Annotated in this window: 23 protein-coding genes and 1 pseudogene; 2 read left to right on the plus strand and 22 right to left on the minus strand. The window is 71.8% G+C overall.

Annotation, left to right across the window (positions count from 1 at the left end; genetic code table 11):
- Positions 1 to 193: 193 nt before the first annotated feature.
- On the plus strand, positions 194 to 1,219 hold the full coding sequence (locus BN3788_RS08550; RefSeq protein WP_066584531.1) for a LacI family DNA-binding transcriptional regulator: 1,026 nt from the start codon (positions 194 to 196) through the stop codon (positions 1,217 to 1,219).
- On the opposite strand, the gene BN3788_RS08555 is transcribed toward BN3788_RS08550, so the two are convergent.
- The 3 genes from BN3788_RS08555 to BN3788_RS08565 are packed head-to-tail and all read right to left on the minus strand — an operon-like array spanning position 1,209 to position 4,878.
- On the minus strand, positions 1,209 to 2,204 hold the full coding sequence (locus BN3788_RS08555) for a carbohydrate ABC transporter permease (protein ID WP_066584533.1): 996 nt from the start codon (positions 2,202 to 2,204) through the stop codon (positions 1,209 to 1,211). The genes BN3788_RS08550 and BN3788_RS08555 overlap by 11 nt on opposite strands.
- Positions 2,201 to 3,208, minus strand: a complete 1,008-nt coding sequence (locus BN3788_RS08560; RefSeq protein WP_066584536.1) for an ABC transporter permease — start codon at positions 3,206 to 3,208, stop codon at positions 2,201 to 2,203. The genes BN3788_RS08555 and BN3788_RS08560 overlap by 4 nt, the downstream gene beginning before the upstream one ends.
- Complete coding sequence (locus BN3788_RS08565) at positions 3,205 to 4,878, minus strand: extracellular solute-binding protein (protein ID WP_066584539.1); 1,674 nt, start codon at positions 4,876 to 4,878, stop codon at positions 3,205 to 3,207. Before BN3788_RS08565 ends, BN3788_RS08560 begins: the two co-directional genes overlap by 4 nt.
- Before the next feature lie 382 nt (positions 4,879 to 5,260).
- Between BN3788_RS08565 and BN3788_RS08570 the strand changes: the two are divergent.
- Positions 5,261 to 7,669 (plus strand): annotated as a pseudogene (locus BN3788_RS08570) (beta-glucosidase); the annotation flags it as partial.
- Positions 7,670 to 8,049: 380 nt separating this feature from the next.
- Here the strand turns inward: BN3788_RS08570 and BN3788_RS19755 are convergent.
- The 19 genes from BN3788_RS19755 to thrB form a co-directional block, all read right to left on the minus strand.
- Positions 8,050 to 9,471 (minus strand): N-acetylglucosamine-6-phosphate deacetylase, encoded by a 1,422-nt coding sequence (locus BN3788_RS19755; RefSeq protein ID WP_147525092.1) that lies wholly within the window; start codon positions 9,469 to 9,471, stop codon positions 8,050 to 8,052.
- 77 nt (positions 9,472 to 9,548) lie between these two features.
- The gene (gene nucS, locus BN3788_RS08580) at positions 9,549 to 10,244 is read right to left on the minus strand and encodes an endonuclease NucS (RefSeq protein ID WP_066584549.1); all 696 of its coding nucleotides are present in this window, start codon (positions 10,242 to 10,244) and stop codon (positions 9,549 to 9,551) included.
- 1 nt (position 10,245) lies between these two features.
- Positions 10,246 to 10,656: a DUF2550 domain-containing protein gene (locus BN3788_RS08585; RefSeq protein WP_066584553.1), complete on the minus strand. Its 411-nt coding sequence runs from the start codon at positions 10,654 to 10,656 to the stop codon at positions 10,246 to 10,248.
- Between the two features lie 12 nt (positions 10,657 to 10,668).
- Complete coding sequence (locus BN3788_RS08590; RefSeq protein WP_066584556.1) at positions 10,669 to 10,959, minus strand: F0F1 ATP synthase subunit epsilon; 291 nt, start codon at positions 10,957 to 10,959, stop codon at positions 10,669 to 10,671.
- Positions 10,960 to 11,002: 43 nt separating this feature from the next.
- Positions 11,003 to 12,484, minus strand: coding sequence for a F0F1 ATP synthase subunit beta (gene atpD / locus BN3788_RS08595; protein ID WP_066584558.1), 1,482 nt, complete (start codon positions 12,482 to 12,484; stop codon positions 11,003 to 11,005).
- Between the two features lie 61 nt (positions 12,485 to 12,545).
- The gene (locus tag BN3788_RS08600) at positions 12,546 to 13,439 is read right to left on the minus strand and encodes a F0F1 ATP synthase subunit gamma (protein WP_066584565.1); all 894 of its coding nucleotides are present in this window, start codon (positions 13,437 to 13,439) and stop codon (positions 12,546 to 12,548) included.
- A gap of 2 nt (positions 13,440 to 13,441) precedes the next feature.
- Entirely contained in the window at positions 13,442 to 15,070 is a 1,629-nt protein-coding gene (gene atpA, locus BN3788_RS08605; protein WP_066584566.1) for a F0F1 ATP synthase subunit alpha, read from the minus strand.
- Positions 15,071 to 15,148: 78 nt separating this feature from the next.
- Positions 15,149 to 15,964: a F0F1 ATP synthase subunit delta gene (locus BN3788_RS08610; RefSeq protein WP_066584568.1), complete on the minus strand. Its 816-nt coding sequence runs from the start codon at positions 15,962 to 15,964 to the stop codon at positions 15,149 to 15,151.
- Positions 15,964 to 16,551, minus strand: a complete 588-nt coding sequence (locus BN3788_RS08615; RefSeq protein WP_066584570.1) for a F0F1 ATP synthase subunit B — start codon at positions 16,549 to 16,551, stop codon at positions 15,964 to 15,966. Before BN3788_RS08615 ends, BN3788_RS08610 begins: the two co-directional genes overlap by 1 nt.
- On the minus strand, positions 16,551 to 16,790 hold the full coding sequence (atpE, locus tag BN3788_RS08620; RefSeq protein WP_066584573.1) for an ATP synthase F0 subunit C: 240 nt from the start codon (positions 16,788 to 16,790) through the stop codon (positions 16,551 to 16,553). Before atpE ends, BN3788_RS08615 begins: the two co-directional genes overlap by 1 nt.
- A gap of 94 nt (positions 16,791 to 16,884) precedes the next feature.
- The gene (gene atpB / locus BN3788_RS08625) at positions 16,885 to 17,700 is read right to left on the minus strand and encodes a F0F1 ATP synthase subunit A (RefSeq protein ID WP_066586906.1); all 816 of its coding nucleotides are present in this window, start codon (positions 17,698 to 17,700) and stop codon (positions 16,885 to 16,887) included.
- 91 nt (positions 17,701 to 17,791) lie between these two features.
- Positions 17,792 to 18,277: a hypothetical protein gene (locus BN3788_RS08630; RefSeq protein WP_066584575.1), complete on the minus strand. Its 486-nt coding sequence runs from the start codon at positions 18,275 to 18,277 to the stop codon at positions 17,792 to 17,794.
- Complete coding sequence (locus tag BN3788_RS08635; protein ID WP_066584578.1) at positions 18,274 to 19,392, minus strand: MraY family glycosyltransferase; 1,119 nt, start codon at positions 19,390 to 19,392, stop codon at positions 18,274 to 18,276. Before BN3788_RS08635 ends, BN3788_RS08630 begins: the two co-directional genes overlap by 4 nt.
- The gene (locus tag BN3788_RS08640; RefSeq protein WP_066584581.1) at positions 19,389 to 20,147 is read right to left on the minus strand and encodes an L-threonylcarbamoyladenylate synthase; all 759 of its coding nucleotides are present in this window, start codon (positions 20,145 to 20,147) and stop codon (positions 19,389 to 19,391) included. The genes BN3788_RS08635 and BN3788_RS08640 overlap by 4 nt, the downstream gene beginning before the upstream one ends.
- On the minus strand, positions 20,144 to 21,088 hold the full coding sequence (gene prmC / locus BN3788_RS08645) for a peptide chain release factor N(5)-glutamine methyltransferase (RefSeq protein ID WP_066584584.1): 945 nt from the start codon (positions 21,086 to 21,088) through the stop codon (positions 20,144 to 20,146). Before prmC ends, BN3788_RS08640 begins: the two co-directional genes overlap by 4 nt.
- 2 nt (positions 21,089 to 21,090) lie before the next feature.
- Positions 21,091 to 22,176 carry a peptide chain release factor 1 gene (gene prfA / locus BN3788_RS08650; RefSeq protein WP_066584593.1) on the minus strand — a complete coding sequence of 362 codons (1,086 nt, stop codon included), beginning with the start codon at positions 22,174 to 22,176 and terminating at the stop codon, positions 21,091 to 21,093.
- A gap of 108 nt (positions 22,177 to 22,284) precedes the next feature.
- Positions 22,285 to 22,497, minus strand: coding sequence for a 50S ribosomal protein L31 (gene rpmE, locus BN3788_RS08655; RefSeq protein WP_066584595.1), 213 nt, complete (start codon positions 22,495 to 22,497; stop codon positions 22,285 to 22,287).
- Between the two features lie 167 nt (positions 22,498 to 22,664).
- Positions 22,665 to 24,746 (minus strand): transcription termination factor Rho, encoded by a 2,082-nt coding sequence (gene rho / locus BN3788_RS08660; protein ID WP_066584602.1) that lies wholly within the window; start codon positions 24,744 to 24,746, stop codon positions 22,665 to 22,667.
- A gap of 287 nt (positions 24,747 to 25,033) precedes the next feature.
- On the minus strand, positions 25,034 to 25,972 hold the full coding sequence (gene thrB, locus BN3788_RS08665; protein ID WP_066584604.1) for a homoserine kinase: 939 nt from the start codon (positions 25,970 to 25,972) through the stop codon (positions 25,034 to 25,036).
- Positions 25,973 to 25,975: the final 3 nt, after the last annotated feature.

Here is a 25,975-nt window from a genome sequence, read left to right on the forward strand (position 1 = left end):
TCCCCCGCATCCATGGACTGAACGGGTGGTAATTCATCGTCGAAGCGCTTGCTTCACTCGTCCGGGCCGAGGCACCACCGTCGACTCCCCGCGCCCCGCTAAAGTGTCCGCAGCCGGGACGCAGCGACCCCGGCCGACCACTCGCCGTCAGGGCGAGACTCGTCGTCAGGGCGAGATCAGAAGGGGGCGCCCCATGGCGACCATCGACGACGTGGCACGAGCGGCAGGAGTCTCCACGTCGACCGTGTCCTACGTGCTCTCCGGCAAGCGGCCCATCTCCGCGCCCACCCGCCAGCGGGTCGAGCGCAGCATTCGCGACCTCGGCTACCGGCCCCACGCCGGCGCCCGGGCGCTCGCGTCGAGCCGCACCCAGGTGCTCGCCCTGATGGCGCCGCTGCGCGCGGACGTCAACGTGAACGTGATCATGCAGTTCGTCACCGGGGTGGTCACCAGCGCGCGGGCCTTCGAGCACGACGTGCTGCTGCTGACCCAGGACGACACGACAGGCCTCGAGCGGGTGGCCGACGGCTCGATGGTGGACGCGCTGATCATGATGGACGTCGAGGCCGACGACCCCCGCGTGCCCGTGCTGGTGGGGCTGCGCCAGCCCACCGTCCTCATCGGCCTGCCCCAGGACCCCGCAGGGCTCTCCTGCGTCGACCTGGACTTCGAGGCCGCAGGTCGCGTCGCGGTGCGCCACCTCGCCGAGCTCGGACACCGCCACGTCGCCCTGATCGGCTCCCCGCGCGCCGTGCTCGAGCGGCACACCTCCTACGCCGACCGGATGCTGCGCGGCTTCACCCTCGAGGCCGCCGCGCTCGGGCTGACCAGCACCGTCCAGTCGTGCGAGTCCTCGCACAACGGCGCCGTCGAGGCCGTCGACGCCGTGCTGGCGAGGATGCCCGCCGTGACCGGCGTCGTCGTGCACAACGAGGTGGCGCTGCCAGCCGTGGTCGCCACCCTCCGCGAGCGTGGGCGCAGCGTGCCCGACGACGTCTCCGTCGTCGCCATCTGCCCCCAGGACGTCGCCATCGGGCAGCCGACGCCGCTGACCTCCGTCGACATCCCCGCCCACACGATCGGCCGCGTGGCCGTGGAGATGGCGATGGCCCGCGTCGAGGGCGAGCAGCCCGCGGAGACCCGGCTGCTCGCGCCCGTGCTCACGGCCCGCGCCACCAGCGCGCCCGCCCCGGCAGGTCAGGGCCAACTCAGCCCTTGATGGCGCCGAAGATGACGCCCTTGGTGAAGTGCCGCTGCACGAACGGGTAGACCAGCAGGATTGGCACCACGGCCAGCACCATCACAGCCATCTGCACTGGCAGCCCAGTGACGACGCCCGTCGCCACGTCCACAGTGCCGGTGCCGCCGCCCGGCAGCGAGACGCCCTGCAGCACGTATGAGCGCAGCACCATCTGGATGGGCCACTTCTCGTTGTCGTTGATGTAGAGCATCGCGTTGAAGAACGCGTTCCAGTAGCCGACCCCGTAGAACAACGCGACGACGGCGATCGCGGCCTTCGACATGGGCAGGACGATCGCGCGCAGGATGCGCCAGTCCCCCGCGCCGTCGATGCGCGCCGCGTCGAGGATCGCCGGCTCCACGCCCATGAAGAAGTTGCGCAGGATCAGCACGTTGAACGCGGACACCGCCCCCGGCAGGATCAGCGCCCAGTACGAGTTGATCAGGCCGAGGCCGCTCACCAGCAGATACGTCGGGATGAGCCCGGCGCCGAAGAACATGGTGATGAGGAAGACGAACAGGATGGGCCGGTGCATGAACGAGCCCGGCCGGGACAGCCCATACGCCGCGAGCACTGACACCACCGTGGACAGCACCGTGCCGACGGCCGTGATGCCGACGCTGACCAGCGCGGCCCGCGTCACCACCCCGCCGGACAGGATCTGCGTGTACGCGTTGAGGGTCATCTCGCCCGGGATGGTGACGAGCCCGCCGGCGCGGATCGTCTCCGCCTGCGTCGACACGCTGGTGAGCACCACCGTGTAGAGCGGGAACACCACGGTCAGCACCACGACGGCCAGGATCACGAACTTCGAGACGGCGCCGGCCTTCGAGGGCGGCTCCTCCCAGGCCGGCCGGTGCGTGGGGCGCCTCGGCCGTGGCCGGGCCGGGCGCTCTGACCCGAAGGGCACGACGGGGGGCGTGGGCGCCGCTCCCGGCGTGAGCTGTGAGACCTGTCCGCTCATGCGCGTTTGTACACTCCCGACTCGCCGAAGACGTGCGCCAGCTTGTTCGCCCCCAGGACGAGCGCGAGGCTGACGACCCCCTTGACCAGGCCCGCCGCCGCGGCGAAGCTCCAGTCGCCGTACACCACGCCCTGGTAGTAGACGAAGGTGTCGATGACATCCGAGACGCCCACCCCCACGGCGGCGCGCTGCAGGATGAGCTGCTCGAACCCGACGGTGAGCGAGTCGCCCAGGCGCAGGATGAGCAGCAGGATGACCACGGGCCGCAGCGCGGGCAGCGTGATGTGCCACATCCGCCGCCACCGATTCGCGCCGTCCACCGCCGCCGCCTCGTACAGCTCCGGCGAGACGGTGCTCAGGGCCGCGAGGAAGATGATGATGCCCCAGCCCGCGTCCTTCCAGACCGACTGCATGGTGATGAGCACCAGGAACGTGTCCGGGTTCGTCATCAGGTCGAAGCCCTCGTACCCGTGCTGTCGCAGGTTCTGGCTCAGCAGCCCGGCGCCGCCGAACATCTGCTGGAAGAGGGTCACCACCAGCACCCACGAGAAGAAGTGCGGCAGATAGACGATCGACTGGATCGTCGTGCGGATGCGCGGGGACAGCACGCTGTTGAGCAGCAGCGCCAGGAAGATCGGCACCGGGAAGAAGAACACGAGCTGGAAGGCCGTGATGGCCAGGGTGTTGCCGACCGCGTTGAGGAACAGCGGGTTGCTGAACACCCGCTCGAAGTTCTCCCAGCCGATCCACGGGCTCCCGAAGAAGCCCTGGTAGGGCGAGTAGGACGACCACGCCATGATGTTGCCGAACATCGGCACGTAGGCGAACACCGCCAGCAGCACGACGGCGGGCAGCACCATGATCAGCAGCGAGCGGTCGCGGGCGATCTGCGCACGCCTGCTGAGGCGGCGGGGCTGCCCCGACGGCGCGGTGGCAGCCGCGCCGTCGGGACGTTCGGCGTCCGACGCCTTGGGGCGCCGGCGATGCAGCAGCGGGACCGTCACTCCTTGTCCAGGATGTCCTGGTAGAAGGCGCGGAGCTCGTCACCGCCCGAGGACTTCCAGGTCTGCACGGCGTCCTCGAGGTCGTCCAGGGACTTGCGGCCGCGCGAGATGTCCTTCTCGAGATCCTGGAACGGCTGCCCGATCGACGCGTACTGCTGCGGCTCGGCGATCTGCCGGCCGAAGAACAGTGGGTCGGTGAGGTACTGGGCGGCGTCGGCCTGCCAGGCGGAGGCCGCCTCGACGTAGCCGGGGTACTGCACCTTGGCGTTCGCGATGGGACCGCCGACCAGGAACATGTACGTCGGCTGCACCTCGGTGGCCGCCAGGTCTGTGGGCACGGGCAGGCCGTCGGCGTCCTTGGTGTAGTGCACGCCCTCGACGCCGTAGTTGACCAGGTCGAACTCGGTGGTGCCGAAGGGTCCCGCGAGCACGTTCGCCAGCGCGAGGAGCTCCTTGATGCGGTCCTCGTCGTCGGACTTCTTGAGGAACGAGTAGATGTTGGCGGGGTTGCCCTTGAACAGCACGGGCGTGCCGCCGTCGCCGGCGAACGGCGCGAAGGGCTGCTGCCAGAACGCGGGGTTGGCGCCGAGGTTGTCGCGCAGTGCCTCGTTCCAGCTCCCCAAGCCGTCGGCCATGATCAGCGACTTGCCGGACTGGAACCGCTGCTTCGCGTCGCCGTCCTGTCCGGCGACCGCGTCGGGGTGCACGGCGCCGGAGGCGAAGAGCTTCGCGTTCCAGGCGAGGGCCGCGCGGTACTCCTCGGTCTCGATCCGGTGCACGAGCTTGTCGCCGTCGAGACGCCACTTGGGCGGCACCGCGTGGATGATCGCGGCGGTGGTCCACAGGTCCTCGGCGCCCCAGCGGCCCGAGCCCGTGTCGGTGAGCTCGAGGGCGAGGGCGATGAGGTCCTCGCCGTTCTTGACGTCCGGGGAGATACCGAGCTGCTCGAGCACGTCCTGCCGGTAGAAGGTCGCGTCCGTGAGCACCTCGCCGGGCATCGGCAGTCCGTACAGGCGGCCGTTGAACACGCAGAACTTCCACACGTCGGAGGGGATGTTCGCGAGGTTCGGGTAGTCCTTGACCTTGTCGCCCGCGAGGAACGGCGTGAGGTCCTGGAAGACGTTGCCGACGATCTCGGAGGCGAAGCGGGGTGGGAGGTTCCAGTTCGGCACGCACACCCAGTCGGGCACGTCCTTGGACGAGGCGAGCACGGTGGCGAGCTTGTCGCCGTAGGTGTTGCCGTCGGCGATCTGGAATTGGACCGTGGAGCCGAGCGCCTCGTTGACCGCCTCGTAGTACTTGTTGCCCTTGGTGGGTGGGATCGTCCCCCACAGCGGGGTCATCGCGACGAAGGTCGCGCCGCTCCCGGGCGGTGCTGACACCGACTGCACCAGCGCGTCGGGCAGGCTCGCGAATCCAGGGGTGGAGCCGTTGACGCTCGGGAAGTCCGGCTCGACGTACTCCTGCGGGATGTACGAGGGGATCGCGTCCTCGAGCTTGACCCCGGCCGCCTCCCCACCCTGGGGCGCGTCCGAGCTCCCGCAGCCGGTCAGCAGCGCGGGGACGCCGACGACTGCCGCGCCCGCGGCGACCATCCCGAGGAAGGACCTCCGCTCGACGGGGACGTCCGCGACCCGGCTGGCCTTGCGGAGGTGTGTGGTGGTGTTCATCAGCGCCCTTCACTCCCTTGTGGAAACGCACGACTGCGAGGAGACCGCCGTGCGCGGGGGCACGCCGGCGTGGTGCTCCGGAGCCGATCAGCAGTGATCAGACGACCGGGTGGCTCGGATGAACGCTTCGACGAATCAACATCGAAGCGGTTCGACGGGCCGACTCTAGGGCAGCCGTTTCGGTCCCGCAACACCCCGGTCGCGCCGTGACCAAGTTGTCATCTTCCTGGCAGTTGCTCCCTTTCAGCGGTCCGAAAGAGCCGACTTCGCGTACGGTGTGCGGAGGCCGCCAGCAGAACTCATCGTCGAAACGGTTCGACCACAGGGTCGCCACTGGCGCCGAGAACATCCGACCATCAGCGCACCGAAGCCGAGGACCAGCGTGGCCGACGACGACGTCCAGCCCGACCAGCACGACCTGGCGGCCGACTCCCCCACCGACCCCGCGGCCATCGGTGCCGCACGCGCCGCACGCGCCCGCGCGCTGCTCGCCGAGCTCGCCCTCGACGAGAAGATCGCCCTGCTGCACCAGCACGCCCCCGCCGTCGAGCGGCTCGGGCTGCGCGCCTTCCACACGGGCGCCGAGGCGCTGCACGGCGTGGCGTGGCTCGGGACCGCCACCGTGTTCCCCCAGCCCGTGGGCCTCGCGGCGACCTGGTCCACCGAGCTGCTCACCCGGGTGGGCGAGGTCGTGGGCGTCGAGCTCCGCGCCAAGCACGCCGCCGACCCGGCCGTCAGCCTCAACGCCTGGGCGCCCGTGGTGAACCCCCTGCGTCATCCGCTCTGGGGGCGCAACGAGGAGGGCTACTCCGAGGACCCGCACCTCACCGCCGAGCTCGCCACCGCCTACGCGCGCGGGCTGCGCGGCGACCACCCGGTGTTCTGGCGCACGGTCCCCACCCTCAAGCACTTCCTCGCCTACAACAACGAGACCGATCGCGCGCTGACCAGCTCGCGCCTGCGGCCCCGCGTGCTGCGCGAGTACGAGCTCCCCGCCTACCGCGGCCCCATCGAGGCGGGTGTCGTCGGCGCCGTCATGCCCTCGTACAACCTCGTCAACGGAAGGCCCAACCACGTCGCCCGCGAGCTGCTCGACGAGTTGCGAAGCTGGTCGCCCGCCTCGCTGCTCGTCGTCTCCGACGCCGCCGCGCCCGGCAACCTTGTCACCTTCGAGCGGTTCTACCCCGACCACGTCACCGGCCACGCCGCGATGCTGCGCGCCGGTGTCGACTCGTTCACCGACAACGACGCCGACGCGGGGCCCACCACCACCCGGATCGCCGCCGCGCTCGAGCGCGGCCTGATCACCGAGGCGGACATCGACCAGGCCGCGCTGCGCCACCTCGAGCTGCGCCTCGCCACCGGCGAGCTGGACCCTGAGCTCGACCCCTACGCCGGGATCGGCCCCGACCAGATCGACCTGCCCGAGCACCGCGCACTCGCCCGCGAGGCCGTCGCCCGGTCCGTGGTGCTCCTCGCCAACGACGGCGTGCTCCCCCTGGCCACCGGCCAGCGGATCGCCGTGGTCGGGCCGCATGCCGACCGGGTGCTGCACGACTGGTATTCGGGGCCGCCCCCGTATCTGGCGGGCATCGCCAGCGCGCTCGCCGCGCGGTTCCCCGGCGCGGTGCGGACAGCCGACGGCGCCGATCGCATCGCGCTGCGCTCCACCAGCACCGGCGGATACCTGCGCCCGGGCGTCGATGGCGCCCCCCTCGCCGACGGGCCCGCCGCCGGCCCCGAGGCCCAGACCGACGTCACCGCCGGGGGCGAGGGCATCGTGACGCTGCGCGCGGTGGCCACTGGCCTGCTGTGGTCGGGCGGCGGCTGGGTGATCCGCGCCGCCGCCGGGCGGGTGGGCGGCTGGGTCGCGCAGGAGAGCTTCCGCCTGCACCGCCACGACGACGGCGCCTGGTCGCTGCGGCACCTGGGCAGCGGGCGATGGCTCCGCGTGCAGCACGGCCAGGGGCTGCTCGCCGCCGACGCCGCCGAGCTCGCCGACGCCGAGCGGTTCACGCTGCGCACCGTGCGCCACGGGCACGCGCACGTCGCCGAGGTGTCCGCCGCCGCGGACGTCGTGCTGGTCGCCGTCGGCAACGACCCCCACCTGCTGGGCCGTGAGACCGAGGACAGGCCCCACCTCCGGCTCCCCCACGAGCAGGCCGAGCTGTGGCGCGCCGCGCGCGAGGCCAACCCGCGGGCCGTGCTCACCGTCGTGTCGTCCTACCCGTACGTGCTCGGCGATATCGCCGACCACGCCGCCGCAGTGGTGTGGACCTCGCACGGGGGCCAGGAGCTCGGGAACGGGCTGGCCGACGTGCTCGCCGGCGACGTCGAGCCCAGCGGCCGGCTTGCGCAGGGCTGGCCCGCCGACGAGTCGCATGTGGGCGACTTGCTCGACTACGACGTCATCGAGGCCAAGTCGACCTACTGGTACGCCGAGCACCCAGCCCTGTACGCCTTCGGCCACGGGCTGTCCTACACCGACGTGGAGTACACGGCCCTCACCCTGGACACCACGGACGTGGACCCCGACGGGCAGGTCCACGCGCACGTCACCGTCGCCAACCGCGGCGCCCGCGCGGTCGACGAGCTCGTCCAGGTGTACGCCGCGTCACCCGGCCACCGGCTGCCCGTCCCCCGCCGACGGCTCGTCGCGCACACCCGGGCGACGCTCGCCCCCGGCGAGATCCGCACCGTCGAGCTCATCGTGCGGATGGAGCAGCTCGCCATCTGGGATGTGAGCCGCGACCAGCACGTGGTGGAGCCCGGCCGACACGAGCTGCACGCCGGACCGTCCAGCGCCGAGCAGCCGCTGCGCGCTGAACTGCGCGTCAGCGGCGAGCCCGTGCCGCCCCGCGCCGCCCTCGGCGCCGTGCTCCGGCTGGCCGACTACGACGAGCAGGACGCGACGACCCTCGCCGAGCGCACCCGGGAGGCCGGTGACGCGGTGCAGCCCGCCCCTGGCCGCCGTAGCGGCTGGGTGCTGTTGCGGTCCGTGGACGCGCAAGGGGCACAGGGCATGCGGGTGACGCTGGCGCGCACCGGGCCGGGCCCAGCACACGCCCGGGTCGAGGTGCGCGAGAGCACCGACTCCCCTCGGCTGGCGTCGGAGGACGACACGGCCTGGCAGCTCGCCGGCACGGCCGAGGCGCCCACCAAGGGCGGCCGCTACGACTGGTCGGCTGAGCCCGTGGCCGCCGGGCTCGGCTGGGAGACGCTGGCCGGCAAAGTGGTCGACGTGCGCGTCGTGCTCACCGGGCCGGTCCGCGCGGGTGAGCTGTCCGTGACGCCCTGAACGACCCGTCCCGCACGTCGCACCCGCACCGGGCGCAGGTCGTCATCCACGACCAGCACGTCGGCGCGCCTGCCTGCCTCCAAGGCGCCGAGGTCCGGGCGTCCGAGCACCTCCGCCGGGGTGGTCGCGGCGGCGAGCACCGCGTCGACGAGCCGCACGCCGCCGAGCACCGTCGCGCGCACCACGTCCAGCAGATGCGCGGTGCCCCCGGCGATGGCCCCGCCGCCGTCCCCGTCGACGCCGTCGGGCGAGGCCAGCCGCGCGACGCCGCCCTGGACGCGCACCGCCAGCGCGCCGAGCTCGTAGTCCCCGTCCGGCATGCCGGTGGCGGCCATCGCGTCGGTCACCAGGGCCACGGCGCCCGGGCCCACCAGGTCGAACACCGCGCGCACCGTGGCCGCGTCCAAGTGGACGCCATCCGCGACGAGCTCGACCACCAGCTCGCCCCGCGCGGCCGCCGCGAGGCAGGCGGCCACGGGGCCCGCGTCCCGATGGTGCGGCGGGCGCATCCCGTTGAACAAGTGCGTCGCCGTCGGCCGCGCCGACAGCGCCCCCACGTGCCCCGCGAGCAGTGCCCGCGCCCGGACCACGCCCGCGTCCACCTGCTCGGCACTCGCGTCGGTGTGGCCGAACGATGGCAGCGCACCGGCGCGCACCAGTGCGGCCACCGCGTCGTCACCGCCGTCCACCACGCCCGGCGCCTCGGGCGCCACCGTCATCGTGGCCAACCCGCCGCGCGCGGCGACCGCCACCTCACGGACGAGCCCCGCGTCCCCGGGCGTCATCGCGCCCGGGTCCTGCGCGCCGCACCTCCGCGCCGAGAGGAACGGGCCCTCGAGGTGGATGCCGATGATCTCACCCTCGTCCACCAGATCCGCCAGCAGGCCCGTGCGGGCCAGCAGCACGTCGCGCGGGGCCGTGACCAGCGAGGCGACGACACTCGTGGTGCCATGCCGCAGATGCTCACGCGCCGCGCGCCGGGCCTCATCCACCGTGGTGGCATCCGGGAAGCCGACGCCGCCCCCGCCGTGGTTGTGGAGGTCCACGAGCCCCGGCAGGACGCTCCGGCCGGGGACGACCACCGTCGCCGCGACCGCGTCCGCCCACCTGGGGGGCGCCTCAGCGGCATCGCCCACCCACACGATCCGCTCACCGTCGATCACCACGGCGCCGTCCGCGATCACACCGCGCGGGCTGACAACCTGGCCACGCTCGACCACGACCGGCTGGGCATCGGCGGGCTGGGCGTCGGCGGGCTGGGCGTCGGCAGGCTCAGCGCCGCGGGGAGTGCTCATCGGGCCATCTTGCCGCGACGGAGCCGTGGCTGTCCGGCAACCGGCCGAGGAAGCGTCACCACGTCGAGCGGAGCCGGTCAGAACAGGCGCGAGTCCACGTCGTCGACTCCGCGCATCGCGTCATAGTCGAGGACGAGGCAGCCGATCCCGCGATCCTGGGCCAGCACGCGCGCCTGCGGCTTGATCTCCTGCGCGGCGAACACCCCGCGCACTGGGGCGATCAGCGGGTCCCGGTTCAGCAGCTCGAGGTAGCGCGTGAGCTGCTCGACCCCGTCGATGTCCCCGCGCCGCTTGATCTCGACGGCCACGGTGCCGCCGCTGGCGTCCCGCGCCAGGATGTCGACGGGCCCGATCGCCGTCGGGAACTCCCGTCGGACCAGGGTCAGGCCGGCGCCGAGCAGGTCGATCTGCGCCGCCAGCATCTCCTGCAGGTGCGCCTCGACGCCGTCCTTGACCAGGCCGGGGTCGATGCCCAGGTCGTGCGCCGAGTCGTGCAGCACCTCGAACAACTCGATCTCGAGCCGGTCGTCGCTCTTGGTGTGCTGGACGTGCCACACCTCGGTCACGCCGCGCTCACGCGCCGCATCGTCCACCTTGCGCACCGCGAGGACGCATGGGGGGCTCATCCAGTTCAGCGGCTTGTACGAGCCGCCGTCGGAGTGCAGCAGCACGCTGCCGTCGGCCTTGACCACCAGCAGGCGCGTCGCCTCAGGCAGGTGCGCGTTCAACCGGCCGCTATACCGCGCGGCACAGCGTGCGACGACAAGTCGCAACTCAGATCACCCTGCCCACTGCGGCCGGAGCCGCCTCGATCCATGAGGTGAGGCCGGCGTAGGCCTCGCGTGACATCGTCAGCTCGAACGACTCGTCACCCGCCTGGCAGGTGACGAGCACCCGCCCGGGCTCGTCCATCGGCTCACGCGACACGATCACCAGTGCGGTGCGAGACCAGCACTGCGACGGCCGTAGCGCGAGCGACCAGGACCGCCACCAGTAGAGGCGCTCAGCGCCGTACTGGCCGATCCCGGCCTTCCAACCAGCGGGCAGGTCCTTGTTCATGCGGGAACCGCACTCGAAGGACCCCACCCGTCCTGACAGCGTGCGCATCCGGGAGGTCCAGACTACGGCCACCACGAACGCGGCGAGCAGCAGCCCGCCGAGGATCAGGCCGAGCCACAGCCCCATCCTCGCCTGCCGTCAGTGCGAGGTCGGGGCGGAGGGGCCGCCCGAGACCTGCTCGACGGAGTCGACGACGACCGTCACATTGTCGGCGTCCACAGAGAGGAACCCACCCTCGACGATCCAGCGCTTGGGCGCGCCGCCGGCGCCCGCGACCCGCAGCTCCCCGCGCCGCAGCACGGAGAGCAACGGGGTGTGGCCCACACGGATGCCGATCTCGCCGTCGGCGGCAGGCGCACTGACCTGCTGCGCCGTGCCCGACCAGATCTTGCCGTCGGGGGCGACGATGTCGACCTCGAGCTCTGCCACGCTCACTCCTTCACAGGTGGGGGGACGGGGGAAGGCGACGTCCTCAGACGCCGTACTCCTTCTGGATCCGCGCCCAGTTGCGCTCGAGGTCCTCGAGGCCGCCGATGTTGAAGAACGCCTGCTCGGCCACGTGGTCGAACTCGCCGTCCGCGATCTTCGAGAACGCCTCGACGGTCTCCGCGACCGGCACCGTCGAGCCGACGACGCCCGTGAACTTCTCGGCCATGTACGTGTTCTGCGAGAGGAACTGCTCGATCCGGCGCGCACGCGCCACAACCGTCTTGTCCTCCTCGGAGAGCTCGTCGACGCCGAGGATCGCGATGATGTCCTGGAGCTCCTTGTTGCGCTGCAGGATCGACTTCACGCGGGTGGCCGTGTCGTAGTGCGCCTGGCCCACGTAGCGCGGGTCGAGGATGCGGCTGGTGGAGGCCAGCGGGTCGACGGCCGGGTACAGGCCACGCGAGGCGATCACACGGCTGAGCTCGGTCGTGGCGTCGAGGTGCGCGAACGTCGTGGCCGGGGCCGGGTCGGTGTAGTCGTCAGCCGGCACGTAGATGGCCTGCAGCGACGTGATGGAGTGCCCACGCGTCGAGGTGATGCGCTCCTGAAGCATGCCCATCTCGTCGGCGAGGTTCGGCTGGTAGCCGACCGCGGACGGCATGCGGCCGAGCAGCGTGGAGACCTCGGAGCCGGCCTGCGTGAACCGGAAGATGTTGTCGATGAAGAGCAGCACGTCCTGGTTCTGCACGTCGCGGAAGTACTCCGCCATCGTGAGCGCGGACAGGGCCACGCGCAGACGCGTGCCCGGCGGCTCGTCCATCTGGCCGAAGACGAGGGCGGTCTTGTCGAAGACGCCCGCCTCCTCCATCTCGACGATGAGGTCGTTGCCCTCACGGGTGCGCTCACCGACGCCGGCGAACACCGACACGCCGCCGTGGTCCTGCGCGACGCGCTGGATCATCTCCTGGATGAGGACCGTCTTGCCGACGCCCGCGCCGCCGAACAGGCCGATCTTCCCGCCCAGCACGTACGGCGTGAGCAGGTCGATGACCTTGATGCCGGTCTCGAACATCTGCGTCTTCGACTCGAGCTGGTCGAAGGCCGGGGGCTTGCGGTGGATGGGCCAGCGCTCGGTGACCTCGAACTTCTCGCCCGGGGCCAGGTTGAGCACCTCGCCGGTCACGTTGAACACGTGGCCCTTGGTGATCTCGCCGACGGGGACGCTGATCGGGGCGCCCGTGTCGGTGACCAGGGCGCCGCGCACCAGGCCGTCGGTGGGCTTGAGGGCGATCGCACGGACGAGCGAGTCACCCAGGTGCTGGGCGACCTCGAGCGTCATCGTGAAGGCGCCCTCGCCCTCGCCCTGGGCGGACAGGTCGATGTCGACCGTGAGGGCGTTGTACATCTCGGGGATCTGGTCCGACGGGAACTCGATGTCCACGACGGGGCCGATCACGCGGGCGACCCTGCCCACTCCGGGCGCGCCGGAGTCGGTCGCCGTGGCGTCGACGGTGGTGGCGGTCATGTCTGGCCTCGCTTCGCTCGACCGGAGCATGCTCCGGCGTGGGAATGGTGGTGCAGTCTGTTCAGGAGGCGAGTGCGTCGGCTCCCGACACGATCTCGCTGATCTCCTGGGTGATCTCGGCCTGGCGCGCCTGGTTGGCCAGCCTCGTGTACATGCGGATGAGGTCTTCGGCGTTCTCGGTGGCGGTGTGCATCGCCCGCTGCCGGGAGGCCAGCTCCGACGCAGCCGCCTGGAGGAGGCAGCTGTAGATCCGGCTGCGCACGTACCGCGGCAGCAACGCGTCCAGCACCTCTTCAGGGCTGGGCTCGAAGTCGTACAGCGGCAGCACCTCGTTGGCGCCGGGCTCTGCCACACCCTCGACAACCTCGAGCGGCAGCATCCGGATGACCCGGGGGCGCTGCGTGACCATGTTGACGAACTGCGTGTAGACCACGTGCAGCTCGCCGACGCCGCCCTCGTCCGCGTCGGCCTCGAACGCGCTGAGCAGCGTGTTCGCGATCTCGTCGGCGACCTCGGACGTCGGGGCGTCCGAGTTGCCAACCCACGACCCGCCCAGCGCGCGACCACGGAACGTGTAGTACGACACCGCGCGACGGCCGGTCGCGAACAGCACGACCTCCTTGCCCGCCTTCTCGAGCCGCTCCACCACGCGCTCGGTCTCGCGGATGACGCTCGCCGAGTAGGCGCCCGCCATGCCGCGGTCCGAGGTGATCACGAGCACCGCGACCCGGTTGGTGTCAGTGCGCTCGCTGAGCAGCGGGTGCGACACCGTCGAGTGGGTCGCGAGCGCCGAGACGGCGCGCGTGATGGCCCGCGCGTACGGCGTCGCCGCCGTGACGCGCTCACGTGCCCGGCCGATGCGCGAGGCCGCGATGAGCTCCATCGCCCGGAAGATCTTCTTCAGCGACTGCGTCGACCGGATGCGCTGCCGGTAGACCCGCTGGCTGCCGGCCACTCTCAGCCCTTCTTCTGTCGGACGATCTGCTCCTGCTCGACGGGCGCGGCCTCGTCAGCGGCCTCGCCCCCGATGAGCGGGGTGCCGTCACCCTTGAGGAAGCCGGCGCGGAAGTCGTCGATCGCCGTGGCGAGCTCCTTCTCCACGTCGTCGTCGAGCTTGCCGGTCGCGGCGATCGTGCTCAGCACGCTCGTGTTGCGACGCAGGCTCTCGAGCAGCTCGGCCTCGAAGCGGCGCACGTCGTCGATCGGCACGTCGTCGAGCTTGCCCTTGGTGCCGGCCCAGATCGACGCGACCTGGTCCTCGACCGGGTACGGGCTGTACTGGCCCTGCTTGAGCAGCTCCATGAGGCGCGCGCCACGGGTGAGCTGGCCACGGGAGGCCGCGTCCAGGTCGGAGGCGAACATCGCGAAGGCCTCGAGCGAGCGGAACTGCGCGAGGTCGATCTTCAGCGTGCCGGAGACCTTCTTCATCGCCTTGACCTGTGCGGCGCCACCGACGCGGGACACCGAGATGCCGACGTCGACGGCGGGGCGCTGGTCCGCGTTGAAGAGGTCCGACTGGAGGAAGATCTGGCCGTCGGTGATCGAGATGACGTTCGTCGGGATGTAGGCCGAGACGTCGTTGGCCTTCGTCTCGATGATCGGCAGGCCCGTCATCGAGCCGCCGCCCAGCTCGTCCGAGAGCTTGGCACAACGCTCGAGCAGACGGGAGTGCAGGTAGAAGACGTCACCGGGGTACGCCTCGCGGCCCGGCGGGCGCCGCAGCAGCAGCGACACGGCACGGTAGGCCTCGGCCTGCTTCGACAGGTCGTCGAAGACGATGAGGACGTGCTTGCCGCCGTACATCCAGTGCTGGCCGATGGCCGAGCCGGTGTAGGGGGCCAGGTACTTGAAGCCGGCCGGGTCGGACGCGGGGGCCGCGACGATCGTCGTGTACTCGAGCGCGCCGGACTCCTCGAGCGCGCTGCGCACAGCGGCGATCGTCGAGCCCTTCTGGCCGATGGCGACGTAGATGCAGCGGACCTGCTTGGTCGGGTCGCCCGTCTCCCAGTTGGCCTTCTGGTTGATGATCGTGTCGACCGCGATGGCCGTCTTGCCGGTCTGGCGGTCGCCGATGATGAGCTGGCGCTGGCCGCGGCCGATCGGGATCATCGCGTCGATGGCCTTGAGGCCGGTCTGCAGCGGCTCGTGCACGCTCTTGCGGTCCATGACGCCGGGGGCCTGCAGCTCCAGTGCGCGGCGTCCCTCCGTCGCGAGCTCGCCCAGGCCGTCGATGGGCTGGCCGAGCGGGTCGACCACGCGGCCGAGGTAGCCATCGCCGACCGCCACCGAGAGCACCTCGCCGGTGCGGCGGACCTCCTGGCCCTCCTCGATGCCGGTGAACTCGCCGAGCACGACGACGCCGATCTCGCGGACGTCGAGGCTGAGCGCCAGGCCGAGCGTGCCGTCCTCGAAGCGGAGCAGCTCGTTGGCCATCGCGCCGGGCAGACCCGAGACCTGCGCGATGCCGTCGCCTGCCAGCGTGACGCGCCCGACCTCTTCGGTCACCGCGCCGCTCGGCTCGTAGGACTTCACGAAGCTGTCCAGAGCGGACCGGATGTCCTCCGGCCGGATCGTCAGCTCAGCCATTGCTCTTCTCCTGTCATGACTGCACGTTGCGTGCGGTCGAACACGTTCTCGGGACGGCGCGTCGGACGGACGCGGGCGTCAGCTGGCAAGTCGTCGTCGGGCATCGGCAAGCCGGGACAGGACCGTCGCGTCGACGACCTCGGGACCCACCTGGACCCGCAGCCCGCCGATGACGTTCGGGTCCTCGATCACGTTGAGCTGCATCGCATGCCCGTAGGCCTGCTCAAGGATCTGGGTCAGCCGCGCGCGCTGGGCGTCGCTGAGCCCCGCCGCCGTGGTGACCGTGGCGACCTGGCGGTTGCGGCGGTCGGCGATGAGGTCGGAGAGGTGGTTCAGCGTGGCCACGTAGCGCCGGCCCCGGGGGGCTGTCGCGGCGCGCCGCGCCAGGATCTCGGTCGCCGGGGCGCCCTGGCCGCCGAGCAGCTCGTCGACCACGGCGCCGCGTCCAGCGGCGCCGATCTTCTCCTCGAAGAGCGCCCGGCGCAGCTCCCGCTGCCCGGCGAGCGCCTTGCCGAGTGTGAACAGCTCCTCCTCGACGCGCTCCAGGCCGCCGGGAGAGGCCTGCGCCGAGGCGAGCACCGCGTGGAACGCGAGGTGCTCGACCGCCTCGGCCAGGTCGGCGTCGGCGGACCAGCGCGAGCGGACGAGGCCGCTGACGGCCTCGACCGTGCGCGGGTCCGCGTCAGCGAGGAGCTGACCGGCCAGCCGGGCCTTGGCGTCGCCGTCAATCGACGGGTCGGCCAACGTCCGCCGGAGCGAGCCGGATGAGTCCAGCGCGTCCACCAGGGCGAACAGCTGCTCGCCCAACGTCGACGCCTGGGCGCCAGCGGCGCGCAGCACCGGCTCGAACCGGGCCTCCGCGGCGTCCAGCGACACCTGACTCGTCCCGCGCATCAGTTCCCCTTACCGGCGTTCGCCGTGGTGCTGGCCTCGAGGTCGTCGAGGAAGCGGTCGACGACGCGCGACCGGCGCGCCTCGTCCTCGAGCGACTCGCCGACGATCTTCGACGCGAGCTGCGTCGCGAGCGAGCCGACGTCGGCCCGCAGCGACACGGACGCCTGCTGGCGCTCCGCCTCGATCTGCTTATGCGCGGTCTCGACCAGGCGGGCTGCCTCGTCGTTCCCCTTCGCACGGAGCTCGGCCACGATCTGTCCGCCCTCGGCGCGCGCCTCCTCGCGGATGCGTGCCGCCTCGGCGCGGGCGTCCTGCAGCTGCTGCTTGTACTCAGCGAGCACCGCGTCGGCCTCAGCCTGCGCGGTCTCCGCCTGCGCGATCCCGCCCTCGATCAAGGCCGTGCGCTCGTCGAGCACCGCGTTGAACTTCGGCAGCACGTACTTGTAGAACGCGAGCGCGAGGACAACCAGGACGACCGTCGACCACAGGATGTCGTAGGGGGCAGGCAGCAGGAGCTCGATGCCCTCCGGCTCCCCCGTCGTCTCCGCGGCCGTCAGGACAGCCGCGGACAGTGCCGCGACAGACATCAGAACAGGAACCCGGTGATGAGGCCGAGCAGACCGAGGACCTCGACGAAGCCGATGCCGATGAACATGGTGGTGCGCAGCTGGCCGGCGACCTCGGGCTGGCGCGCGATGCCCTCGACGGTCTTGCCGATGAGGATGCCGAGGCCGATGCCCGGGCCGAGCACCGCGAGGCCGTAGCCGACGGTCGCGATGTTGCCCTGCAGCTCGGCGAGGACGGTGGTGGTTTCCGCAAGTGCCACGGTTGCTCGTTCCTTCCGTTGGGCGCCCGGCCAGATGGCCGAGCGCTCATTCAGTGGTGGGGATCGCCCGGATCCCCGGCGGGTCAGCGAGAGATCAGTGCTCGTCCTCGATCGACAGGCTGATGTACACAGCCGCGAGGATGACGAAGATGTAGGCCTGCAGCGCTGCGACGAAGAGCTCGAACAGCGTGATGGCAAACCCTCCCACGAGGGTGAGGGCGCCGAACGCCTTCATCCCGGGAGCGGCCTCGAAGAGGAAGTACTGCGTGGCCGAGAAGCAGAGCACGAGCATCAAGTGCCCGGCGACCATGTTGGCCATGAGTCGGATGGCCAGCGTCGCGGGCCGCAGGACGAACACCGTCAGGAATTCGACGGGCGTCAGCAGCACGTACAAGAAAGGGGGCACCCCGGGTGGGAAGAGGCTGTTCTTGAGGAAGCCGCCCACGCCGTGCGCCTTGACGCCGGCGCCGAGGTACATGACGTACACCCACAGCGCGAGCACGATCGGCAGGCCGATCAGCGACGTCCCGGCGATGTTCAGCCCGGGGATCACGCCCGTGAGGTTGAACGCGAGGATCGCGCAGAAGATCGTCGTGAGAAGCGCCGTGTACTTCGGCGCCTTCTCCTTGCCGAGGATGTCCTCGGCGACGTTGACCTTCACGAAGTTCAGGATGAACTCGATGGCGTTCTGGAATCGCCCCGGGACGACCTTCGCGCGACGGGCCGCGACCACGAAGATGATGATGAGCGCCAGCGCCGCCACGACGCGCACCAGCTGCAGGCGGTTGAACTCGAAGATCGTGCCCTCGAAGAAGATCGGGGCGGGGAAGAAGTCCACGATCGAGGGCGCGTGGAAACCGCTGTCGCCCTCAGCCGAGGCGAGGCGGAGAATCGTCGCTACGTTGGACAGGGCGCTCTCCCGGTGCTCGACGGTGCCGGCCAACCGCGTCGATGCGGGCACGCCGTCGGCACCAGGCCGTCATGGATGATTGAAGCCTAACCTATGCCTGACTGTTGTCTGAACGTCCGTCTTGCTGCGAGACGGGCTCCACGTAGGGCACTCGCCCGTTGGCCACGGCGCGGTAGTCGAGCAGCGCGGAGCCGATCACGCCGACCGCCACGACGATGGCCAGGACGCCCCGGCTGTAGAAGTCCATGTCCCGCAGGATCGCCAGGACGACGATCACCACGACGATCTTGCCGAGCCATGCGCCCATCACCACGGCGGCCATGGTCGCCGGGCTGGACCCGGATGTGCGCAGCATCGACAGGACGGTGGTGCCGGAGAAGACGAGCACCAGGGCGACCCCGATCAGCGCGCCCCACACGCCGGGCGTGCCGGCGACGAGCGCGCCGATGCCGACGCCCAGCACCGTGACGAGGGCGAGCAGGACGAGCATGCCGCGCAGCGCGGCGCGGAACACGTCATCCGCCGCGGTGCGCTCGCTCCGCGGTGTGAGGGGCTGGGACTGGGGTGTGGTGGTCACGCGTGGTCTCCCGAGCTGACGGGCGCGGCACGCTTGCCGCGCAGGGGGCCGAGGGTGAGCAGGACGGCGACGACGACGCCGATGCCGAGCGCCCACAGGGCCATGGTCGTGGACACGACCACCAGGGCGGCGCCGCCGAACGCGAAGACGGCCGTCCAGATGTACATGATGCCCACCGCGCGGCGGTGCGAGTGGCCGATGCCCAACAGCCGGTGGTGCAGGTGCATGCGGTCCGGGTGGAACGGCGAGTTGCCCTTGCCGACCCGGCGGATGATGGCCAGGCCCATGTCGAGCAGCGGGAGCATCAGCACCGCGACAGGCAGCAGGATGGGCAGGAACGCGGGGAAGAACTGCCGGGTGGACACCACTGACGGGTCGATCTGGCCGGTGACCCGGATGGCGGCGGCCGCGAAGACGAGGCCGAGCAGCATCGAGCCCGAGTCCCCCATGAAGATCCGCGCGGGGTACACGTTGTGCGGCAGGAACCCCAGGCAGATGCCGACCAGCACCGCCATCACCAGCGTCGCCAGGCTCGAGTAGTCCATCGAGCCGGCCGTGACGGTCAACAGGTACGAGTAGAGGAAGAACGCCGTGCCGCCGATGGCGATGACGCCGGCCGCGAGCCCGTCGAGGCCGTCCACGAAGTTCACCGCGTTCATCGCGACCACGACGGTCAGCACCGACAGCAGGAATGTGGTGCGCCCGGAGTAGACCATCACCCCGGCGATCGGCAGCTGGTAGAGCTGGACGCCGCTCCAGGCGACGATGCCGCCCGCGAGGATCTGGCCCATCAGCTTGGTGAGCCAGTCGAGGTCCCAGATGTCGTCAGCGACCCCGAGCAGGCACACGAGCGCCGCCCCGCCGACGATGCCGAGCAACGGCGCCGGGTCGGCGTACACGTCGGAGAGGAACGGCAGGCGGCTGGCCATCATGAACGCCACCACCAGCCCGATGAGCATGGCCAGGCCGCCCAGACGCGGGGTCGGGATCGCGTGGACATCGCGGTCGCGGACCGCAGTGATGGCCCCCCAGCGCAGCGCGCACCATCGGGCGAGCGGCGTCATGAGGTACGTCACCGCCGCCGCGACGATCAGCACCAGGAGGTAGGCCCTCACCTCTCGCGCTCACCCTCCGCGGAGTCGGCGGCTTCGGGGGCCGCGGCGTCGGGGGCCACAGTGTCGGGGGCCGCACTGTTCGGGGCTGCGTCGTCGGGCGTCGCCTCGGACGGGTCCTCGACGGCGGCCACCTCGCGCAGCTGCGCGAGGCTCAGCGCGCCCGCGCGCACGATCCGCAGCGTCGGGCCTGTCGCGTCGATGATCGTCGAGGCCACCTGCCCCGGCGCCTGCCCGCCGTCGAGGAAGACCGGCACCACGGCGCCGAGCTGCTTGTACGCGTCCTCGACGGTGACGGCGGCCGGGCGGCCGGTCAGGTTGGCGCTGGAGACGGCGAGCGGCCCCGTGCGCCGCAGCACCGCCAGGGCGACGGGGTGGTCGGGCACGCGCAGCGCGACGGTGCCGTGCGTCTCGCCCAGGTCCCAGGCCAGCGACGGCTGCGCCCGCAGGATCAGGGTCAGGCCACCGGGCCAGAACGCCTCGGCCAGATCCCGGGCCCCGTCGGGAATGTCGATGGCGAGGCCGTCGAGGGTGCGCACATCGGGGATGAGCACGGGTGGCGGCGCCTGCCGCCCACGGCCCTTGGCGTCGAGCAGCGCCTGCACGGCCTCGGGGGTGAACGCGTCGGCGCCCACGCCGTAGACGGTGTCGGTGGGCATCACGATGAGCTCGCCACGCGAGATGGTGTGCACTGCCTCGTCGATGGCAGGTCCCCATGTGCTGGGGTCGGTCGCGTCCTTGATGCGGATCAGACTCACGGCTGCGAGTCTCCCATGCCGACGGACCCCGCAGCACCGTCGACCCGGCGGCGGGCCACCACCATGCGCGCGCGGCCCGTGAGGTCCACGTCGGTCCGGATGCCGTCGAAGGCTCCGGTCGCGGCGACCATGGCGCGCGCGGCGGTGTCCTGCACCTCGGCGTGCTCCATGACGAGCAGCCCGCCCGGACGCAGCAGGCGCACGGCAGCCGCGGTGATCCCGCGCGGCACCTCCAGGCCGTCGGCGCCCAACCCGTACAGCGCCACGGCCGGATCGTGCTCGGCGACCTCGGGATCCACCGGCACAGCGCCCGGCGGCACATACGGCGGGTTCGACACGACCACGTCGACAGTCCCGTCGAGCTCGCGCAGCGCGGTGCGGGCGTCGCCGCGCAGCAGCCGGACCCCGGGCGCGACGGCCGCCACGTTGCGGGCCGCCCAGGCGTGCGCTGCGGCGTCGAGCTCCACGGCGTGCACCTCGGCGCCGGGCGCCTCATGGGCCACGGCCAGCGCGATGGCGCCGGACCCCGTGCACAGGTCGACGACCCGGGCTGCGCCGCCTCCCGCCAGCAGGGCCAGCGCCTCGGCGACCGCATGCTCGGCGACCGGCTCGGTCTCGGGACGCGGCACGAACACCCCGGGGCCGACGGCGAGCTCGAGCCCGCGGAACGCCGCCGTGCCCACCAGGTGCTGCAGCGGCTCGCGCGCGGCCCGGCGTGCGATGAGCTCCGAGAGCCCCGCCGGGGTGGCGCGGCCGAGGATCGCCGCCGACTGCACCTCGCCGCGGCTCATCGCCCGGCCGGCCTCCAGGCCGAGCAGGTGCGCGGCCAGCAGCTCGGCGTCGGCCCGGGGGCTCGGCACCCCCGCGGCGGCCAGCGACTTCTCGGCCACGCGCAACGCGTCGGGCAACAGGTCGGGCAGCGCGTCCGGCAGCGGCTCCATGCTCAGTGCCCCGCGGCTTCGAGCTGCGCCGCCTCGTCGGCCTCGATAGCCGAGCGGACCACCGGCTCCAAGTCGCCGTCGAGCACCGCGTCGAGGTTGTAGGCCTTGTACCCGGTGCGGTGGTCGGCGATGCGGTTCTCGGGGTAGTTGTACGTGCGGATCCGCTCGGAGCGGTCGACGGTGCGCACCTGCGAGCGGCGCGCCTCGCTGGCCGCGGCGGCGGCCTCCTCCTGCTGCGCGGCGAGCAGCCGGGCCCGCAGCACCCGCATCGCCTGCTCGCGGTTCTGCAGCTGCGACTTCTCGTTCTGCATCGAGACGACGATGCCGGTGGGCACGTGCGTGATCCGCACCGCGGAGTCGGTGGTGTTGACGGACTGCCCACCCGGGCCCGACGAGCGGAACACGTCGATGCGCAGGTCATGGGCGTCGATCTCGACCTCGCCGGCGTCCTCCGCCTCAGGCAGCACCAACACGCCGGCGGCCGAGGTGTGGATGCGCCCCTGCGACTCGGTCACGGGCACCCGCTGCACGCGGTGCACCCCGCCCTCGTATTTCAGGCTCGCCCAGACGCCCTGGGCGGGGTCGGTGACCCCGCGCGCCTTCACGGCGACCTGCACGTCCTTGTACCCGCCCAGGTCGGACTCGGTGCTCTCGAGGATCTCGGTGCGCCAGCCGCGCCGCTCCGCGTAGCGGAGGTACATGCGCAGCAGGTCGCCGGCGAACAGCGCGGACTCCTCGCCGCCCTCCCCCGCCTTGATCTCGAGGATCACATCGCGCGCGTCGTCCGGGTCACGCGGGATGAGCACCCGGCGCAGGCGCTCGGCGGCGGCGTCGGCCGCGGCCTGCAGCTCGGGCAGCTCAGCGGCGAACGCGTCGTCGGTCTCCGCGAGCTCGGTGGCGTCCGCGAGGTCGTCGGCGGCGGCGCGCCAGGTGCGGTACGCGGCCACGACCTGGCCGAGCTCGGCGTACCTGCGGCCCAGCGTCCGCGCCCGCCCGGCGTCGGCATGCACATCCGGGTCGGCCATCTGCCGTTCGATCTGCGCGTGCTCCTCGAGAAGGGTCTCAGCGGCCCCGAACTGCTCCGTCATCGCCGGTCTCCTCTCGTCCGTGCCCTCGCGCCCACCGGTCGGCAGGCACGACAACGCCGGTGGGACAGGACTCGTCGTGACGAGAACCGTCCCACCGGCGCAGGAGGACTAGTTGGCCTTCTTGCCGTAGCGCGCCTCGAAGCGGGCGACGCGGCCGCCGGTGTCGAGGATCTTCTGCTTGCCCGTGTAGAACGGGTGGCAGGCGCTGCACACGTCGGCGCGGATCTGGCCGGAGGGCTCGGTCGAGCGCGTCGTGAACGAGTTGCCGCACGTGCAGGTCACCTCTGTGACCACGTATGCGGGGTGGATGTCAGACTTCACAGGGATTCTCCTTGACTGGGATGCCTCCGGGTCGGCAAGCGCATGTGCGCCCCCGTGAACCGCAGACCGAGGGGTCATTCTGCCAGAACTGCGCCAGGCCCCGAAATCTTCCGGCTGACCTGGGCCGGAGCGTGCCCCGCCGCGCACGACGGGGCACGCTCGACGGCTCACGTGTCGTTCGGGCCGCCCATGCCGGGCGTCGTCTTCTGCACCTGGAGCAGGAACTCGACGTTCGACTTGGTCTCGCGCAACTTGCCGAGCAGCAGCTCGATGGCCTGCTGCTGGTCGAGGGCGCCCATCACGCGGCGGAGCTTCCAGACGATCTTGAGCTCGTCCGGCGACATGAGGATCTCCTCGCGGCGCGTGCCCGAGGCGTTGACGTCCACCGCCGGGAAGATGCGCTTGTCCGCGAGCGAGCGGGTGAGCCGAAGCTCCATGTTCCCGGTGCCCTTGAACTCCTCGAAGATGACCTCGTCCATCTTGGACCCAGTCTCCACGAGCGCCGAGGCGAGGATCGTGAGCGATCCGCCGTGCTCGATGTTGCGCGCCGCGCCGAAGAACCGCTTGGGCGGGTACAGCGCCGAGGCGTCGACACCACCCGAGAGGATGCGCCCCGAGGCCGGGGCCGCGAGGTTGTAGGCCCGCGACAGGCGGGTCAGCGAGTCGAGCAGCACGACGACGTCCTGGCCCAGCTCGACCAGGCGCTTGGCGCGCTCGATCGCGAGCTCGGCGACGATCGTGTGGTCGGAGGCGGGGCGGTCGAACGTCGAGGCGATGACCTCGCCCTTGACCGTCCGCTCCATGTCGGTGACCTCTTCAGGCCGCTCGTCCACGAGCACCACCATGAGGTGGACCTCAGGGTTGTTGGTCGTGATGGCGTTGGCGATCTGCTGCATGATGATCGTCTTGCCGGCCTTCGGCGGCGACACGATGAGGCCACGCTGGCCCTTGCCGATCGGCGCGACGATGTCGATCACGCGCGGGGTGACCTGGCTCGGGTCGTGCTCCAGGCGCAGGCGCTCCTGCGGGTAGAGCGGCGTGAGCTTCGAGAAGTCGGGGCGCTGGCGCGCCTCCTCGGGCGACATGCCGTTGACCGTGTCCAGGCGGACCAGCGCGTTGAACTTCGAGCGCGCGCTGTTGCCCTGCGGCTGCGGGTCGCCCTCGCGAGGCTGGCGGACGGCGCCGGTGATCGCGTCGCCGCGGCGCAGGCCGGCCTTCTTGACCTGGCCGAGCGACACGTACACGTCGTTGGCGCCCGGCAGGTAGCCGCTGGTGCGCACGAATGCGTAGCTGTCGAGGATGTCGAGGATGCCCGCGACGGGCAGCAGCACGTCGTCCGCGCTGACCTCGACCTCTTCGTAGCCGGCGAGGTCGCCGCCGGGGCCACGGCCGCCACGCGTGCGGCCCTTGTTGCGGTCGCGGTCGCGGTAACGGTCACGCGAGCGGCGACGACGGCCGCCGCGCTCGTCGTCATCCTGCGAGCCGTGCTCGCGCTGCTGGCCGTTCTGCGCCTGCTGGGCATCGCGCTGCTGGCCCTGCTGGCTGTCACGCGACTGGCCGTCACGCGACTGCCCATCACGCTGCTGGCCCTCACGCTGCTGGCCCTCACGCTGCTGGCCCTCACGCTGCTGGCGCTGGCCCTGGCCGCCCTCGCGGTGCTGCCCGGCCTGCTCCGCGCGCTCGGCGCCGCGCTGGTGGCCGGCCTCGGCCTGCTCGGCTGCGTCCTGGCGCGGGGCGGCGTCGACCGCTGCCTCGCCGGCCTCGACGCGCGGGGCGCCGGCGCCTCGGCCCGAGCGCCGCGAGCGGCGCTCTCCGGTCACGGAGCCCACCGCGTCGGCGGCGCGCGCGGCACGGTCGTCGCGGGTCTCGCCGGCGGCGATGCGCTGGTCGAGTGTGCGCTCGACGGCCTGCAGCTCGGCGGCGATGTCGGGGCGGCGTGCGGGGGCGTCGGCGGACGACGTGGTGCGCGGGGCGCGCGCCTGCTCGACGTCCACGCGGATCTCGGGCACGGCCGGGGTCTGGGGCGACTCGACGGGCTCGGCGCGGCGCGCCGCGGACTTCGGCGCGGAGCCACCGCGCTTGGCCTTGATGGCCTCGACGAGATCGCTCTTGCGCATCTTCGACGTGCCGGTGACCCCGAGCTCGGCGGCGAGCGCCTGGAGCTGGGGCAGGCGCAGTGCGGAGATCGCGCCAGTGGTGCTGGGTCCGTCGGAGTTCTTGCTCACGGCGGCCTCGATGGTGTCAGTCACGAAGGACCCTTCCCCCTCGTCGGTGGCGGCGCCTCTGGCGCGGCCTACGCCCGGCCGTTGCAGCCGGATCGGTGTGGAGATGCAGCACGTGCGTACGACGACGTCTGAGCACGTGGGCTGGATCGTTCCCGACTCGTCAGTTCTCAACAGAACTGTGCGGCTGAACGCGCGTGGCGTGGCCATGGCGTGAAGGCACGAGGCCAGGGAACTCGATCATCGTAACACCGCGCCGAATCCCGAAGACCGCACAAACACCGTTCACCCGAAGGGCTGAACGGGCGCCGTTGTCAGGCGCCCGATCGCGTCTGCGCGCCGCCGGAGTCCACACCCGGTCGGAGCATCCGCCAGGAGTCGGTGCGCGCGGCGGCCACCCCGGCGAGCGCCTCGTCGGCGTCGGTGCCCCCGCCCGCTCGACGGGTCAGCGCCAGCACCGTCGGGCCCGCGCCCGACACGACTGCGGCCACGCCGAGCGCACGCAACTCGTCGACCAGCGCGAGGGACTCCGGCATGACCTCGCGGCGGTGCTCCTGGTGCAGGCGGTCCTCGGTGGCGGGCAGCAGCAGGTCGGGGCGGCGGCTCAGCGCCTCCACGAGCAGGGCCGCGCGGCCGGCCTGGAACGCCGCGTCGCGGTGGGCCACCACAGCGGGCAGGACGCTGCGCGCGTGCTGCGTGGAGAGCCGCGCCTCGGGCACCAGGACGACGGGGACGATGTCGGGGTGCACCGGGTAGGACGCCGCGTGGGCCTGGCGGGAGCCGTGGGCGTCCTCGATCCAGGCGATCGTCGCGTCGCCCAGCAACGCGGGCGCCGCGTTGTCCGGGTGGCCCTCGAGCCGGGTGGCCAGGGCCAGCACGGTGTCGTCGTCCAGTGCCGCGGGGTCGGCCAGCAGGGCGCGCGCGAGCAGCAGCCCGCCCACGGCAGCCGCCGCGGAGGAGCCGAGGCCCCGGCCGTGCGGGATGCGGTTCACGCAGGTCAGCGCCAGCCCGGGCTGCTCGGCGCCCACGTGGTCGAGTGCCATCCGCAGCGCGCGCAGCACCAGGTGGCTCTCGCCGTCGGGCACCTCGCCGGCGCCCTCCCCGGTCACCTGCACCCGCACCCCGGCGGGCTGGACCCGCACCTCGAGGTCGTCGTGCAGCGCGAGGGCCAGGCCGAGCGAGTCGAAGCCGGGGCCCAGGTTCGCGCTGGTCGCCGGGACGCGCACCCGCGCCTGGTCGTGGCCGAGGATCATGGG

The organism is Cellulomonas timonensis (assembly GCF_900046455.1).
GTDB lineage: Bacteria > Actinomycetota > Actinomycetes > Actinomycetales > Cellulomonadaceae > Cellulomonas_A > Cellulomonas_A timonensis.